Raw genomic sequence first — 13,774 nt, 5'->3', positions numbered from 1 at the left:
GGATCGATGTGTGGGTTCAGCGCGCGGCGGCGTGGAGGGCGGCGGGCAGGTCGCCCCACAGGTGAGCCGTGGTCTCGACGCCCTTCATGAGGAGATCGAGCTCGATCTTCTCGTTGGGGGCGTGCCAGCCGTCGGACGGGACGGAGATGCCCAGGAACAGCACGGGCGCCGCCAGGACGTCCTGGAGGTCGGCGGCCGGTCCCGAGCCGCCCTCGCGGGTGTAGCGGACCTTGGCGCCGTCGAAGGCGCGGCTCATGGCCCCGGCCACCGCCTTGAGGGCGGGGTGGTCGAGGGGGGTGAGGCAGGGGCGGGTCGGGGCGCCGAAGACGATCTCGTACCGGATGCCGGCGGGGACGAGCCCCGCGAGCCAGTCCCGCACGGCGAGCTCGATCTTGGCCGGCTCCTGGCCGGCGACCAGCCGGAACGACAGCTTCAGCTGGGCGGAGGCGGGGACGATCGTCTTGCCGCCGGGGCCCTGGTAGCCGCCGCCGATGCCGTTGACCTCGGCGGTCGGGCGGGCCCAGACCCGCTCCAGGGTGGAGAAGCCGGCCTCGCCGAGCGTGCCGCGGGACTTGGCCGTCCGCAGCCAGGCGTCCTCGTCGAAGGGGAGCTCGGCGACGAGGGCGCGCTCGGCGTCGGAGAGCTCGGTGACGCCCTCGTAGAAGCCGGGGATCGCGACGCGCTCGGTCTCGTCGTGCAGGGCGGCGACGATCCGGCCGGCGACGGTGGCCGGGTTCGGCACGGCGCCGCCGAAGGAGCCGGAGTGGATGTCCTGGTCGGGGCCGTACAGCTCGATCTCGCAGTCGGCGACGCCGCGCATGCCCGTGCACACGGTGGGGGTCGTCTCGGACCACATGCCGGTGTCGGAGACGATCACGGCGTCGGCGGCGAGCCGCTCGGCGTGGGTCTCGACGAGCTCGCGGAAGTGCGGCGAGCCGGACTCCTCCTCGCCCTCCACGATCAGCTTGAGGTTGACGGCGGGGGCGGTGCGGCCGGTGGCGGCGAGGTGGGCGCGGACCCCGAGTGTGTGGAAGAACACCTGCCCCTTGTCGTCGGCGGCGCCTCGCGCGTACATCCGGCCGTCGATCACGGTCGGTTCGAAGGGCTCCGTGTGCCAGCCGTCCTCGCGGGCCGCGGGCTGGACGTCGTGGTGGCCGTAGACGAGGACCGTCGGGGCGTCCGGGTCGTCGGAGGGCCACTCGGCGAAGACCGCCGGGGCGCCGTCCGTCTCCCAGACCTCGACCGTGGCGAAGCCGGTCTCCGTGAGCTTGGCGGCGAGCCACTCGGCGCTGCGCCGCACGTCACCCGCCCGGTCGGGCTGGGCCGACACGGAGGGGATGCGCAGCCAGTCGGCCAGGTCGCCGAGGAAGGCGGCACGGTGCTGCTCGATGTACGTACGCACGGCGTGGACGGCGCTGTCCGGGGTCTCGCTCATGCCTCCGAGCCTATCCGGCGCCGGGGGGTGCCCCGGCAAGGAGGAGGGCCTCCAGCTCCGCACGCCCCGGCAGGCGGGCGGGGCGGGCGATCTCACCCGTCCGGACGTAGACGAAGGCGGCCGTGACGTCCTCGGGCGCGAGGCCGTGCTGCTCGGCCCAGGCGAGCCGGTAGATCGCGAGCTGGAGGGGGTCGGCGGTGCGGTGGTGGCTGGTCTTCCAGTCGACGATCTCGTACGCGCCGGTGTCCGGGTCCCGGTAGACGGCGTCGATCCGGCCCCGGACGACCCGGCCCGCGAGGGTGAGGTGGACGGGGACCTCGACGCGGTACGGGGAGCGGTGGGCGTACGGCGTGCGGGCGAAGGCCTCCTTGAGGGCGTCGAGGTCCCGCTCGTCGAGGATCTCGGGCTCCCCCGCGAAGTCCTCGCCGCCGGGCAGCTCCTCCGGGCCGAGGAACGGCAGCGGAAGCTCCTCGAAGCGGGACTCCACCCACGCGTGGAAGCGCGTGCCCCGCCGGGCCGCGGGCTGCGGCGGCTTGGGCATGGGGCGGGCCAGGTCCTGGGCGAAGCCGTCGGGGTCGGCGGCGAGGCGCAGCACCTGGGAGGCGGAGAGGTAGGCGGGCAGCAGGACGTCCCGGGTCGTCGCGCGGGCGCGGCGGAGCTCGGTGGTGAGGGCGGTGAGGTCGCGGTCCCAGGAGGCGATGGTCCTCGCGTCCTCGGGGGTGAGGTCGCCGTACGGCTCCTCCGAGGGCGCCTCGGGCTCCCTCGGAGGCGGGACCGCGTCCTTGTGGAGGTCCTCCGGGAGGGTCTCTTCGTCCCAGAGGGGTTCCTCCTCCTCGGGCCAGAGGTCCTCGGGGTGCGGGTCCGGGAGGTCGGGCGCCGCGGTGTTGGGGTTGTGCCCACCGGTCCCGCCCTGCGGGACGATGGCCCACAGTGCGGCAGCGACCTGCTCTGCCGCCCTCCGCCTCCGATTCAACGACTCCCCGTCCAGCGGCAACGGCCAGGCCTGGTCCCTGTCCTGCTCCGTCAGGGACGGGTTCTCCGCGTCCGGTCCCGGTTCGTCCGCCCAGTGCTCGATGTCGCCGTGGCCGGCCTCGCAGTGCTCGTACAGGGCCTGGAGGAAGTCCGAGGGGCCCCGGGGCTTCTTCTGGGACGGGCCCCACCAGTGGGCGGAGCCGAGGAGGAGGGAGCGGGGGCGCGTGAAGGTGACGTAGCCGAGGCGGAGCTCCTCCGTGTGCTGGTGGTCCCGCATGGCGTTCTTGAACGAGGTGAGGGACTTGGCGTCCCAGGTGTCGATCCCCGGCAGTGTGTCCGCGTCGCCGCGCAGGGCGTGCGGGAGCACCTGGGGCTGCGAGGTCCACGCCTCGCGGGCGCGGGCGCTGGGGAAGGCTCCGGCGACCAGACCGGGGACGGCGACGACGTCCCACTCCAGGCCCTTGGACTTGTGGGCGGTGAGGACCTTCACCGTGTTCTCGCCGCCCGGGAGGGCGTTGTCGAGGCCCTTCTCGAACTGGACGGCCGTGCGCAGGAAGCCGAGGAAGGCGAGCAGGCTCGCCTCGCCGTCGAGGGAGGCGAAGCCGGCGGCGATGTCCAGGAAGTTCGAGAGGGTCTCGCGGCGGCGGGCGGCCAGCGCGTGCGGGGAGGCCGAGAGCTCGACCTCCAGGCCGGTCGCGGCGAGGATCCGGTGCAGGACGTCCATGAGCGGGTCGGCGAGCGAGGTGCGCAGGGCGCGCAGCTCGGCGGCGAGGCGCGCGAAGCGGACCCGGGCCTCGGCGGAGAAGGGCAGGCCGTCGTCGGCGGCGCCGCCGGAGTCCAGGAAGGTGTCGAGCGCGTCGGCGAGCGAGACGACCTCCGCCGGGTCGACGCCCTCGACGGCGGCGGCGAGCCGCTGCTCGGGGTCGGGGTCGTCACCGCCCCGGTGGACGAGGAGGCGGGCGCGGCGGCCGAGGAGGGCCAGGTCGCGGGGGCCGATCCGCCAGCGGGGGCCGGTGAGGAGGCGGACGAGGGAGGCGTTGGCCCCCGGGTCCTGGAGGACCTCGCAGACGGCGACGAGGTCGGCGATCTCGGGCAGGTGGAGGAGGCCGGAGAGGCCGACGACCTCGACGGGCACGTCACGGGCGACGAGCGCGGCGTGGATCGCGGGGAAGTCGGTGGCGGTCCGGCACAGGACGGCGATCTCGCCGGGCTCACGGCCGGTGCGGACGAGGTGGGCGAGGGAGTCGGCCAGCCAGTCGATCTCCTCGGCGTGGGTCGGCAGCAGGGCGATGCGGACGCTGCCGTCCTGCTCCGCGCCCGGCGCGGGGCGCAGTGCCTCCACGCCCGCGTGCATGGCGCGCAGGGGGGCGGCGAGGCCGTTGGCGAGGTCGAGGAGGCGGCCGCCGCTGCGCCGGTTCTCGGAGAGGGAGTAGCGGCTCGCGGGGGTGCCGTCGGCGTGCGGGAAGTGCTCGGGGAAGTCGTCCAGGTTGGCGACGGAGGCACCGCGCCAGCCGTAGATGGCCTGGCAGGGGTCGCCGACGGCGGTCACGGCGTGTCCGGTGGCCCGGCCGGAGGGGCCCTGGCCGAAGAGGCCGGAGAGCAGCAGCCGCTGGGCGACGGAGGTGTCCTGGTACTCGTCGAGGAGGACGACCCGGAACTCCTCGCGCAGCAGGCCCCCGACCTCGGGCCGGGTGGTGGCGAGCTCGGCGGAGAGGGCGATCTGGTCGCCGAAGTCGAGCAGGTCGCGGGAGCGCTTGGCGGCGCGGTAGCGGATGACGAGGTCGAGCAGCTCGCGGCGGGCGGCGGTGGCCTCGGGGATCTTGCGCAGTTCGGCGTTGCTGAGCCTGGCGCCGGCGAGCGTGGTCAGCAGCTCGGAGTCGTACGCCCTGAGGTCCTGGGGCCGTACGAGGTGCTCGGCGAGCTCGCCGTCGAGGGCGAGGAGGTCGGTGACGAGGGTCGGGAAGGACTTGGTCAGCGCCGGGTACGGGCCGGGGGCCTCGCGCAGGACGCGTGCGGCGAGCTGATAGCGGGTGGCGTCGGCGAGGAGCCGGGCGGTGGGCTCCAGGCCGATGCGGAGGCCGTGGTCGGTGAGGAGCTGTCCGGCGAAGGCGTGGTACGTGGAGATGCGGGGCTCGCCGGGGGGTTCGTCCGGGTCGATGACGTCGGGGTCGGTGACCCCGGCGCGGACGAGGGCGGTGCGGACGCGCTCGGCGAGTTCACCGGCGGCCTTGTTGGTGAAGGTGAGGCCGAGGACCTGCTCGGGGGCGACCTGTCCCGTACCGACCAGCCAGACCACGCGGGCGGCCATCACCGTCGTCTTGCCGGAGCCGGCTCCGGCCACGACGACCTGCGGGGCGAGCGGCGCGGTGATGCAGGCCGTCTGCTCCGGAGTGAACGGGATGCCGAGGAGCTCCTTGAGCTGCTCGGGGTCGGTGAGGTGTGCGGTCACCTCAAAGAGGCTAACGCGACCGACTGACAGTGCGGCCGCGGGCGGCGCTCACCGTCGCCCCGGCCGAGGCCGGATCCGGCCCCGCCCCCGGCTCCGGCTCACGCGCTCGTGCCCTGCCCGAGCTTCGACAGGTCCACCGTCTCCGAGGCGGGCGGGACGACCACGTCGACCGGCTTGTCGAAGTCGGAGAGCGTCATGGAGCCCGGTTCCTCGCCACCCGTCTTGACCATCTTGAGGATGTAGGGCTTGCCCTCCTGGGACACGGAGACGGTGGTCGTCTCCGGCTTGGCCGGCTCCGGTTCGGGTTCGGTCGTCCCCGGTTCGGTCGTCTCCGGCTCGGTCGTCTCCGTACCGGTCTCCTCCCCGGTCTCCTTCTTCACGAGGGTCGCGACCGGGGTGCCGTCCACCTCGCCGTCGGGCCCCCGGACCAGGGTGCCGGGCTCCGCCTTGTCCTCGTCCAGGGAGGCGAGGAGGCCCTGCAGGTCACAGACGCCGCTGAGGTCGCTGCTGCCCGCCTGCCCTGGGGCGATCTTCAGCCAGCGGCCCTTGACGAGCTCGATCGTGGCGTCGATCTGCGGCTTGGACATCCCTTGGGAGGCCATGGAGACGCGCCAGAAGGCCTCGTCGCCCTTCATGTACGTGAAGTCGTCGACGCGGCGCAGCTCGGCTGTGCCGCCGTCGATCTTCATCAGGCCGGTGCACTCGTCGCGCTCGTTGACGGCGAAGTCGATGTCGAGCTGCTGCCCCTCGGAGACGACCCGGCCCGCCATGCGGAGAGAGGTCGCGGACTGGGTGGCGGTGACCGCCCGATCGACGATCTCGTCGGGAGTGAGGTCCGCGAAGGGATCCGGGGAGGGGGAGGGGGCGGGCACGGGCAGGAGGGGCGCGTTCTCCTGGACCGCCGCCCGGACCGCTGCCGGGGGTGCCGCCCAGGCCGCCGCCGACGTGGGACCCGCGACGGCGACGGCGGCGCAGACGACGGCCGCGGCACGGAGCTTTCGGTGGGACGCCATGCGAGCCTCCTCGCGGATTCCCCGGCCCCTGTCCACCAGGGTCGCCCCACGCGCGCGTGCCCGCGACCGGACGGGGCGGGTCAGGAGGCGCCGGCGAGCTCCGCCATGTCGACGACCTGGTCGGCCGGGGGCGCGGTGACCGTGATCGGCTTGTCGTAGTCGCTGAAGGTGACCGTGCCGGGCTCCTTGCCGCCGGCCTCCACGACGCGGAGGATGAACGGCTTGGCGGAGTCCTTGGCCACGTAGAAGGTCGTGGTCTCGCCCTTCGCGTCCTTCTTCGTCAGCACGGCGGCGGGCCTGCCGTCGACGTCGGCGTCGTCGCCGCGGGTCAGGCCCTTGCGCGGGGTGTCCTCGTCCATGTCCTTGACGATGGTCTTGAGGTCGCAGAAGGCGTCGGGGCCTTCCTCTCCGGCGGGCATCTTCATCCAGCGGCCCTTGAGCAGCGCGGTCAGGGCGCCGGCCTCCTCCGGGGAGTCGCCCTCCTCGCCGGCGGTGGAGCCCCAGAAGGCGTCGTCGCCCTTCATGTAGCTGACGCCGCCGGTGCTGATCATCTCGGCCTTGCCGCCCTTGCCGGTCTCCATCGTGCCCGTGCAGGAGCCCTTGCTGTCGACGGAGAGGTCGACCGTCATGTCGTCGCCGTCGGTCTTGCCCTTGCCGTTCATGTGGAAGGCGGTGGCCGCCTTCGTGGTCTCGACCGCCTTGTCGGCGATGGCGTCGGCGGTGAGGCCCGCGAAGGGGTCCGCGGCCTTGTCGTCGCCCTGGGAACAACCCGTGACGCCTGCGACCACGGCCGCACAGACCGTCGCCGCAACCCAGAGCTTCCGATTGGCCTTCATGCGTGTACTCCCTCAGCGTTCATTCACAGCTTGTCTTCACAGCACCCTTATGCGGGCCGCCGCGAAGACTGACCCGTGAAGACGAACAAAGGATGTACAAAACGGAACGTGACGCTCCGCACATATCGTCATTCGACGATCTGGCGGCCCTCCGGCTGCGCGCTGCACGAGGCGCGGAAGGCGCAGTTCGCGCAGTGCTGGCCGGTGGTGGGGGTGAAGCGCTCGTCCAGGACACGGCCGGCGGCGGTGGCGAGCAGGTCGCCGACCCACTCCCCGTCCAGGGGTTCCTGGGCCTGGACCTTCGGCAGGGCGTCGCCGCCCTCCTTCTTCGGGGCGGCCTGCCTCAGCTGGACGAGTTCGGCGCCGCCCGGCTCCGGCCGGTGCCCGTCGAAGACCTCGTCGAGGGCTCCTTCCCGGACCGCGAGCTGGTAGACGGCGAGCTGCGGGTGATGGGCGACCTCGTCCCGGGTGGGGGCCGACTTACCGGTCTTGAAGTCGACGACGTAGGCGCGGCCGTGCTCGTCGGTCTCGACGCGGTCCATGGAGCCGCGGATGCGGACCTCGTACTCCCCCGCCGCGAGGGTCACGTCGAAGCCGTGCTCGGAGGCGGCGGGGGTGCGGCCGCCGCGGTCCATGACGTGCCACTGCAGGAAGCGTTCGAGCGCCACGCGCGCGTGGGCCTTCTCCTGGGCCGACTTCCAGGGCGCGTCGAAGGCGAGGGCGTCCCAGACGGAGTCCAGGCGGGCCATGAGGACGTCGAGGTCGGCGGGGGTGCGACCGGAGGCGACCTCGTCGGCGAGGACGTGCACGACGTTGCCGAAGCCCTGAGCCGCGGTGGCGGGGGCCGCGGCCTTGACCTCGCGGCCGAGGAACCACTGGAGGGAGCAGGTGGTGGCGAGGTTCTCCAGCGCGCTCGGCGAGAGGGCGACGGGCAGGTCGCGGTCGCGCAGCGGCACCGTGCTGTGCGTCGGCTCGAACAGGCCCCACCAGCGGTCCGGGTGCGCGGCGGGCACCAGCGGCTGGCCGTCCTCGTCGGTGAGCGCGGCGAGGGAGGCGAGGCGGTGGGCGGCGGCGTCCCGGAGCGCGGGCGAGGCGGCCGGATCGACGGTCGTCGCCCGGAGCTCGGCGACCAGGGCCGAGACGGCGAGGGGGCGGCGGGGGCGGCCGGGCACCTCCTTCGGCTCGGCGCCGAACTCGGTGAGGAACCGGGACGGCTGGTCGCCGTCCTCCGCCGGCGCCTTCACCGCGGTGACGACGAGGCGGTCGCGGGCGCGGGTGGCGGCCACGTAGAAGAGACGGCGCTCCTCGGCGAGGAGGGCGCCGGGGGTGAGGGGCTCGGCGAGGCCGTCGCGGCCGATGCGGTCGGCTTCGAGGAGGGAGCCGCGGCGGCGCAGGTCGGGCCAGAGGCCCTCCTGGACACCGGCGACGACGACGAAGCTCCATTCGAGGCCCTTGGAGCGGTGGGCGGTCATGAGGCGGACGGCGTCGGGGCGGGTGTGGCGGCGGGTGAGGGTGTCGGCGGCGATGTCCTGGGCGTCGAGCTCTTCGAGGAAGTTGAGGACGCCGCGGCCGCCGACGCGCTCCTCGGCGCGGGCGGCGGTCTCGAAGAGCGCGCAGACGGCGTCGAGGTCCCGGTCGGCATTGCGCCCGGCGGGGCCGCCGCGGAGTGCGGCGCGCTCCAGGCGGCCGGGCCAGGGGGTGCCGTTCCAGAGCACCCAGAGGGCCTCCTCGGCGGTGCCGCCGGCGTCGAGGAGCGTACGGGTCTCCTGGAGGAGCTTCCCGAGGCGCTGCGCTCCGCGGGCGTAGGCGGGGTCGTGCGCGACGAGGCGCTCGGGCTCGGCGAGGGCGCGGGCGAGGAGGACGTCGGAGGGGGGCGGGACCTTGTTGCCGGCGGCGCGCTCCTCGTCGCGGAGGGCGCGGCCGAGGCGGCGGAGGTCGGCGGGGTCCACGCCGGCGAGGGGGGAGGCGAGGAGTTCTTGCGCGGTCTCGACGGTGAGCCAGCCGGCGGTGGCGGTGGCCGTGCCGGTGGCGGTCTCGTCCGGCTGCGCCGGGGCGGCGCTCGGAGCCGGAGCCTCGGCGTCGGGCCCGGGCTCGGGCTCGGCGGGGGCGTGGGTCGAGGGGGACGCCGACGGTACGGCGCCGTGGGTGGTTGTGCCCACCCTCCCCCAGAGCTCCGCCTGGGAGGTACCCCCCGCCCCGGCGGAACGCATGCCCACAACCAGGTCCGAATCACGTGCGGGCTCGGTCGGCTGGGGCTTGGCCACCGCTCGGAGGGCCAGGAGCAAAGGGGACACCGCCGGTTCGTGGCGGAGGGGGGTGTCCGCGGCGTCCGTTTCCACCGGGACGCCTGCCGAGGTGAGAGCGCGGCGGAGGGACGGGAGGGTGGCGGCGGCGCGGGTGAGGACGGCCATGTCCTGCCAGGGGACGCCGTCCTCCAGGTGCGCCCGGCGCAGCAGGTCGGCGATGTTCTCGGCCTCCGCCGAGGCCGTGGGGTACGTGTACGCCTCGGCCCGGCCGCCGGGACGGTCCGCCGTCAGCTCGCGGTGCGCGCGGACCTTCTCGGACGGGAGCCGGGTCAGCGGCATGCGCTGGGTGAGCAGCCTGGTCGCCCCGAGCAGCCCGGCGCCCGCGCGGCGCGAGGTGCCCAGGACCTTGACGCCCCCGCCGCCGAAGGCGTCCGGGAAGTCGAGGATGCCGTTCACGTCGGCGCCGCGGAAGGCGTAGATGGACTGGTCGGGGTCGCCGAAGGCGACGACCGTGCCGCGCCCGCCGCCCGTGAGGGCGTGCAGGAGCCGGACCTGCGCCGGGTCGGTGTCCTGGTACTCGTCGACGTAGACCGCGTCGTACCCGGGCAGGCGGGTGCTCCCCGCGAGCGGTACGGCCCGGTGGACGAGCTCCGTGTAGTCGAGGACGCCCTGGAGGTCGAGGACGTCGAGGTACTCGGCGAGGAAGCCGGCCGCCGCCTTCCAGTCCGGGCGGCCGACGCGCTCGGCGAAGCGGGCGAGGGCGTCCGGGCCGAGGCCCAGTTCGCGCGAGCGCGCGAGGACCGCCCGCACCTCGTCGGCGAAGCCGCGGGTGGTGAGGCAGGCGCGGAGTTCGTCGGGCCAGCCGACCTGTCCGAGGCCCGCCTTCTCCAGGTCGATCTGGCCGGCGAGCAGCTCGCGCACGGCGAGGTCCTGCTCGGGTCCGGAGAGCAGCCGCAGCGGTTCGGCGAAGAGCTCGGCGTCCTGGTGGGCGCGGATCAGGGCGTAGCAGTACGAGTGGAAGGTCGTCGCCTGCGGGGGGCGTCGGCCGCCGAGCCGGGTGGCCATCCGGTCGCGGAGTTCGACGGCGGCCTTGCGGCTGAAGGTGAGGACGAGGAGCCGTTCGGGGTCGGCGCCCCGTTCCATCCGGGCCGCGACCGCCTCGACCAGCGTCGTCGTCTTTCCGGTGCCGGGGCCGGCGAGGACGAGGAGTGGTCCGCCCGTGTGGTCAACCACTTCCCGCTGGGCTGCGTCCAGCTGAGGGGGATCCAGCGGGGCCGGCGCGGTACGCACCAGTCGGTACGCGCCCGGGGTCCGCTGCCGGCCCGGACCCGGGTACGGCTGTCCCTGGTGCGGCGTGTGCCGGGTGGTGGAGGAGGAGCTCACGTGGTTCGCCGGTCCTGGGGGGAGTGGTGGTGCGGGTGATGCGGGTGATGCACCCATGCGCGGCGGCCGTCGCCGCGGCAGACGCGAACGTCGACGTTACGCGAAACGGACCGTCGCCGAGCCGTACTCCGGACCGGATCCGGCGCCGTTCCCCGTACCGGACGCGGCGCCCCGCTCCGTACCGCGTCCGCTCCACCAGGCCCGCCCTGCCCGCCCGGCCCGTGCCCCCCGGGGCTCCGGACTCAGGTGTGAGATCCGTCCCAGCGCGCCCGCCGCATGTCGATCCTCGGCACATGTCCCTCGGCCGCGCGGCCCGCCTCGCGCAGCGGGGTGCCCTCCTCGCGGTAGTGGTCGAGGGCCCGCAGCTCGTGGCCCGGAAGCAGCGTCCCGTCCGCGCGGACCACGCGCCACCACGGCGCCGTCCCGCCGTACAGGGCCATCACACGGCCGACCTGACGCGGTCCGCCCTCGCCCAGCCATTCGGCGACGTCCCCGTAGGTCATCACCCGGCCGGGCGGGATCCCGTCGGCCACGTCGAGCACCCGCTCCGCGTACTCGGGCAGTTCTCCGGTGTCCCCCACGGGCTCCTCCAGGCTCATCCGTCTCATCCTGCCTCACCCCACCGACATGGCCCTGATGCCTCCGCGCGGCGGCTCTTCATGCCACCATCGTCCGGGCGGTGACTGGTGATACGAGATCAAGAGCGACAAATACAAGAACAAGAACGAGAACAACGGCAAGAGCGGGAACGACAAGACGCGCATGCAGAGACGGACATGGTGATGGGGCAGGACACGAAGCCTCCCGGGGACGGCGAGGCCGGCCTCCCCGAGCGGGTCTCCGGGGACGAACCCCTGCTCGCCGCCCGCGTGCACCGGCCCTCCGACCTGATGCGGCTGCTCGCCGGCCTCCTCGCCATCGGTCTCGTCATCGCCATCGCCGCCTTCGCGCACGGCACGACGTCGGGCCTCGAGGAGGACATCAACAAGGGCGCCGGCGGCGCCCCCGACGTCTTCGTCAAGATCGCCGGTCTCGTCTCCTCCATCGCCGTCCTGCTGGTCCCGGTCGCCTTCGCCATCGAGCGCCTGATCAAACGGGACGGACTGCGCATCGCCGACGGCGTCCTCGCCGCCGTCCTCGCGCACGGCGTCACCCTCGCCACCGACCTCTGGGTCGCCCAGGCGGCGCCCGGCACGATCCAGGAAGCGCTGACCCAGCCGCAGTCCGGCGGCGGGCTCACCGACCCGGTGCACAACTACCTCGCCCCGGTCATCGCGTACATGACCGCCGTCGGCATGGCCCGCAGACCCCGCTGGCGGGTGTCGCTCTGGGCGGTGCTGCTGCTCGACGCGTTCACGATGCTGGTCGCCGGCTACACCACGGCGCTCTCGATCGTGCTGACCGTGCTGATCGGCTGGACGGTGGCGTACGGCACGCTCTACGCCGTCGGCTCCCCGAACGTCCGGCCCACCGGCCAGACCCTCCTGGCCGGCCTGCGCCGGGTCGGCTTCCGGCCGGTCACGGCGCTGCGCGCCGAGGGTGTGCCGGACGCCTCGGACATCGGGGACCGGGGCCGCCGGTACATCGTGACCCTGGAGGCCGGACCACCGCTCGACGTCACCGTCGTCGACCGCGAGCAGCAGGCACACGGCTTCTTCTACCGGGTGTGGCGGCGGATCACCCTGCGGACGATCACCACCCGCCGGTCGATCGTCTCGCTGCGCCAGGCCCTGGAGCAGGAGGCGCTCCTCGCCTACGCGGCCATCGCCGCCGGGGCGAACGCGCCCAAGCTGATCGCCACCTCGGAGCTCGGCCCGGACGCCGTGATGCTCGTGTACGAGCACATCGGCGGCCGGAGCCTCGACTCGCTCGACGACAAGGAGATCACCGACGAGCTGGTACGCGGCGCCTGGCGGCAGGTGCGGGCGCTGCAGTCGCGTCGCATCGCCCACCGCAGGCTCGCGGGTGACGCGATTCTGGTGGATCGTTCCGGCAGGGTGATCCTGACCGATCTGCGGGGCGGCGAGATCGCGGCCGGGGACCTGATCCTGCGCATGGACATCGCGCAGCTGCTCACCACCCTCGGCCTGCGGGTCGGGGCCGAGCGGGCGGTCGCGGCGGCCGTGGAGGTCCTCGGTCCTGACAGCGTCGCCGACTGCCTGCCGCTGCTCCAGCCGATCGCGCTGAGCCGCTCCACGCGCGCGACGCTGCGCAGGCTCGCGCGGGAGCGGTCGGCGCGGGAACGGGAGGCCGTGCTCACGGCCTCGGAGGCGGCCAAGCACGAGCGGGAGCTCGCGAAGGCCGAGGCCGTGGCGGACCGTACGGCGGACGAGACCGCCGTACGGTCCGAGACGAAGGCCGAGAAGAAGGCGGACAAGAAGGCCGAGAAGCGGGCGCTCGACACGGCGCTCGACGAGGCCCGCGAGGAGGACCTGCTCGCGCAGATCCGCCGGCAGGTCCTGCTGATCCGCCCGCAGGCGCCGGTGGAGCCCGTCCGTCTGGAGCGGATCAAGCCGCGGACGCTGATCAGCATGATCGCGGGCGCGGTCGCCGCGTACTTCCTGCTGTCGCAGATCGCCCGTACGCCGCTGTCGACGGTCGGCGAGGCGGACTGGCGGTGGGTGGCTGCGGCGGTCCTGTTCTCCGCCTTCAGCTACGTGGCGGCGGCGATGAGCCTCCTGGGCTTCGTGCCGGAGCGGGTCGGATTCTGGCGGACGGTGGTGGCGCAGGTCGCCGGCTCGTTCGTGAAGATCGTCGCTCCCGCGGCGGTCGGCGGTGTCGCCCTGAACACCCGCTTCCTCCAGCGCGCGGGCGTCCGCCCGGGGCTCGCGGTGGCGAGCGTCGGCGCCTCGCAGCTCTTCGGGCTCGGGGCGCACATCCTGCTCCTGCTCTCCTTCGGCTATCTGACGGGGACGGAGAAGTCGCAGTCGTTCACCCCGTCGAGGACGGTCATCGCCGGTCTGCTGACGGTCGCGGTGCTCGTCCTCGTCGTGACCGCGATCCCGTTCATGCGCAAGTTCGTGTCGACGCGGCTGCGCTCGCTCTTCGCGGGTGTGGTGCCGCGCATGCTGGACGTGCTCCAGCGGCCGATGAAGCTGGTGACCGGCATCGGCGGGATGCTCCTCCTGACCGGCGCGTTCGTGTTCTGTCTGGACGCCTCGATCCGGGCCTTCGACCACGGCAACCACACGGTCAGCTACGCGAGCGTGGCCGTCGTCTTCCTCGCGGGCAACGCGCTCGGTTCGGCGGCGCCGACGCCGGGCGGTGTCGGCGCGGTCGAGGGCGCGCTCACCCTCGGCCTGGTCACCGTCGGCCTCCCCTGGGAGGTCGCGACCCCCGCGGTCCTGCTGTACCGCCTGCTCACCCTGTGGATCCCGGTCCTCCCGGGCTGGATCTGTTTCAACTGGCTGACGCGGCGCGAGTCGCTGTAGTCCGGGGCA

7 protein-coding genes are annotated in these 13,774 nt (G+C 73.8%); 1 reads left to right on the top strand and 6 read right to left on the bottom strand.

Going from position 1 to position 13,774, the window contains the following annotated elements:
• Positions 1 to 16: 16 nt before the first annotated feature.
• The 6 genes from SGA01_RS30480 to SGA01_RS30455 all read right to left on the bottom strand — a co-directional run bounded on the left by SGA01_RS30480 (position 17) and on the right by SGA01_RS30455 (position 10,942).
• A complete protein-coding gene (locus SGA01_RS30480; protein WP_141300447.1) occupies positions 17 to 1,435 on the bottom strand; it encodes a dipeptidase in 1,419 nt (472 codons plus the stop codon).
• Between the two features lie 10 nt (positions 1,436 to 1,445).
• The gene (locus tag SGA01_RS30475) at positions 1,446 to 4,856 is read right to left on the bottom strand and encodes an ATP-dependent helicase (RefSeq protein ID WP_141300445.1); all 3,411 of its coding nucleotides are present in this window, start codon (positions 4,854 to 4,856) and stop codon (positions 1,446 to 1,448) included.
• A gap of 98 nt (positions 4,857 to 4,954) precedes the next feature.
• Positions 4,955 to 5,869 (bottom strand): hypothetical protein, encoded by a 915-nt coding sequence (locus SGA01_RS30470; RefSeq protein WP_141300443.1) that lies wholly within the window; start codon positions 5,867 to 5,869, stop codon positions 4,955 to 4,957.
• Between the two features lie 80 nt (positions 5,870 to 5,949).
• A complete protein-coding gene (locus SGA01_RS30465) occupies positions 5,950 to 6,705 on the bottom strand; it encodes a hypothetical protein (RefSeq protein ID WP_141300441.1) in 756 nt (251 codons plus the stop codon).
• A 128-nt stretch (positions 6,706 to 6,833) separates the two neighbouring features.
• On the bottom strand, positions 6,834 to 10,334 hold the full coding sequence (locus tag SGA01_RS30460) for an ATP-dependent helicase (protein ID WP_141300439.1): 3,501 nt from the start codon (positions 10,332 to 10,334) through the stop codon (positions 6,834 to 6,836).
• Positions 10,335 to 10,576: 242 nt separating this feature from the next.
• Positions 10,577 to 10,942, bottom strand: a complete 366-nt coding sequence (locus SGA01_RS30455) for an MGMT family protein (RefSeq protein WP_141300437.1) — start codon at positions 10,940 to 10,942, stop codon at positions 10,577 to 10,579.
• A gap of 168 nt (positions 10,943 to 11,110) precedes the next feature.
• Between SGA01_RS30455 and SGA01_RS30450 the strand changes: the two genes are divergently transcribed.
• Complete coding sequence (locus SGA01_RS30450; protein ID WP_141300435.1) at positions 11,111 to 13,765, top strand: lysylphosphatidylglycerol synthase transmembrane domain-containing protein; 2,655 nt, start codon at positions 11,111 to 11,113, stop codon at positions 13,763 to 13,765.
• The last annotated feature ends 9 nt before the right edge of the window (positions 13,766 to 13,774 follow it).

The sequence above is a fragment of the Streptomyces gardneri genome (assembly GCF_006539185.1).
In the GTDB taxonomy this organism is placed as follows: domain Bacteria; phylum Actinomycetota; class Actinomycetes; order Streptomycetales; family Streptomycetaceae; genus Streptomyces; species Streptomyces gardneri.
This window is presented reverse-complemented; position numbering and strand designations above follow the sequence as displayed.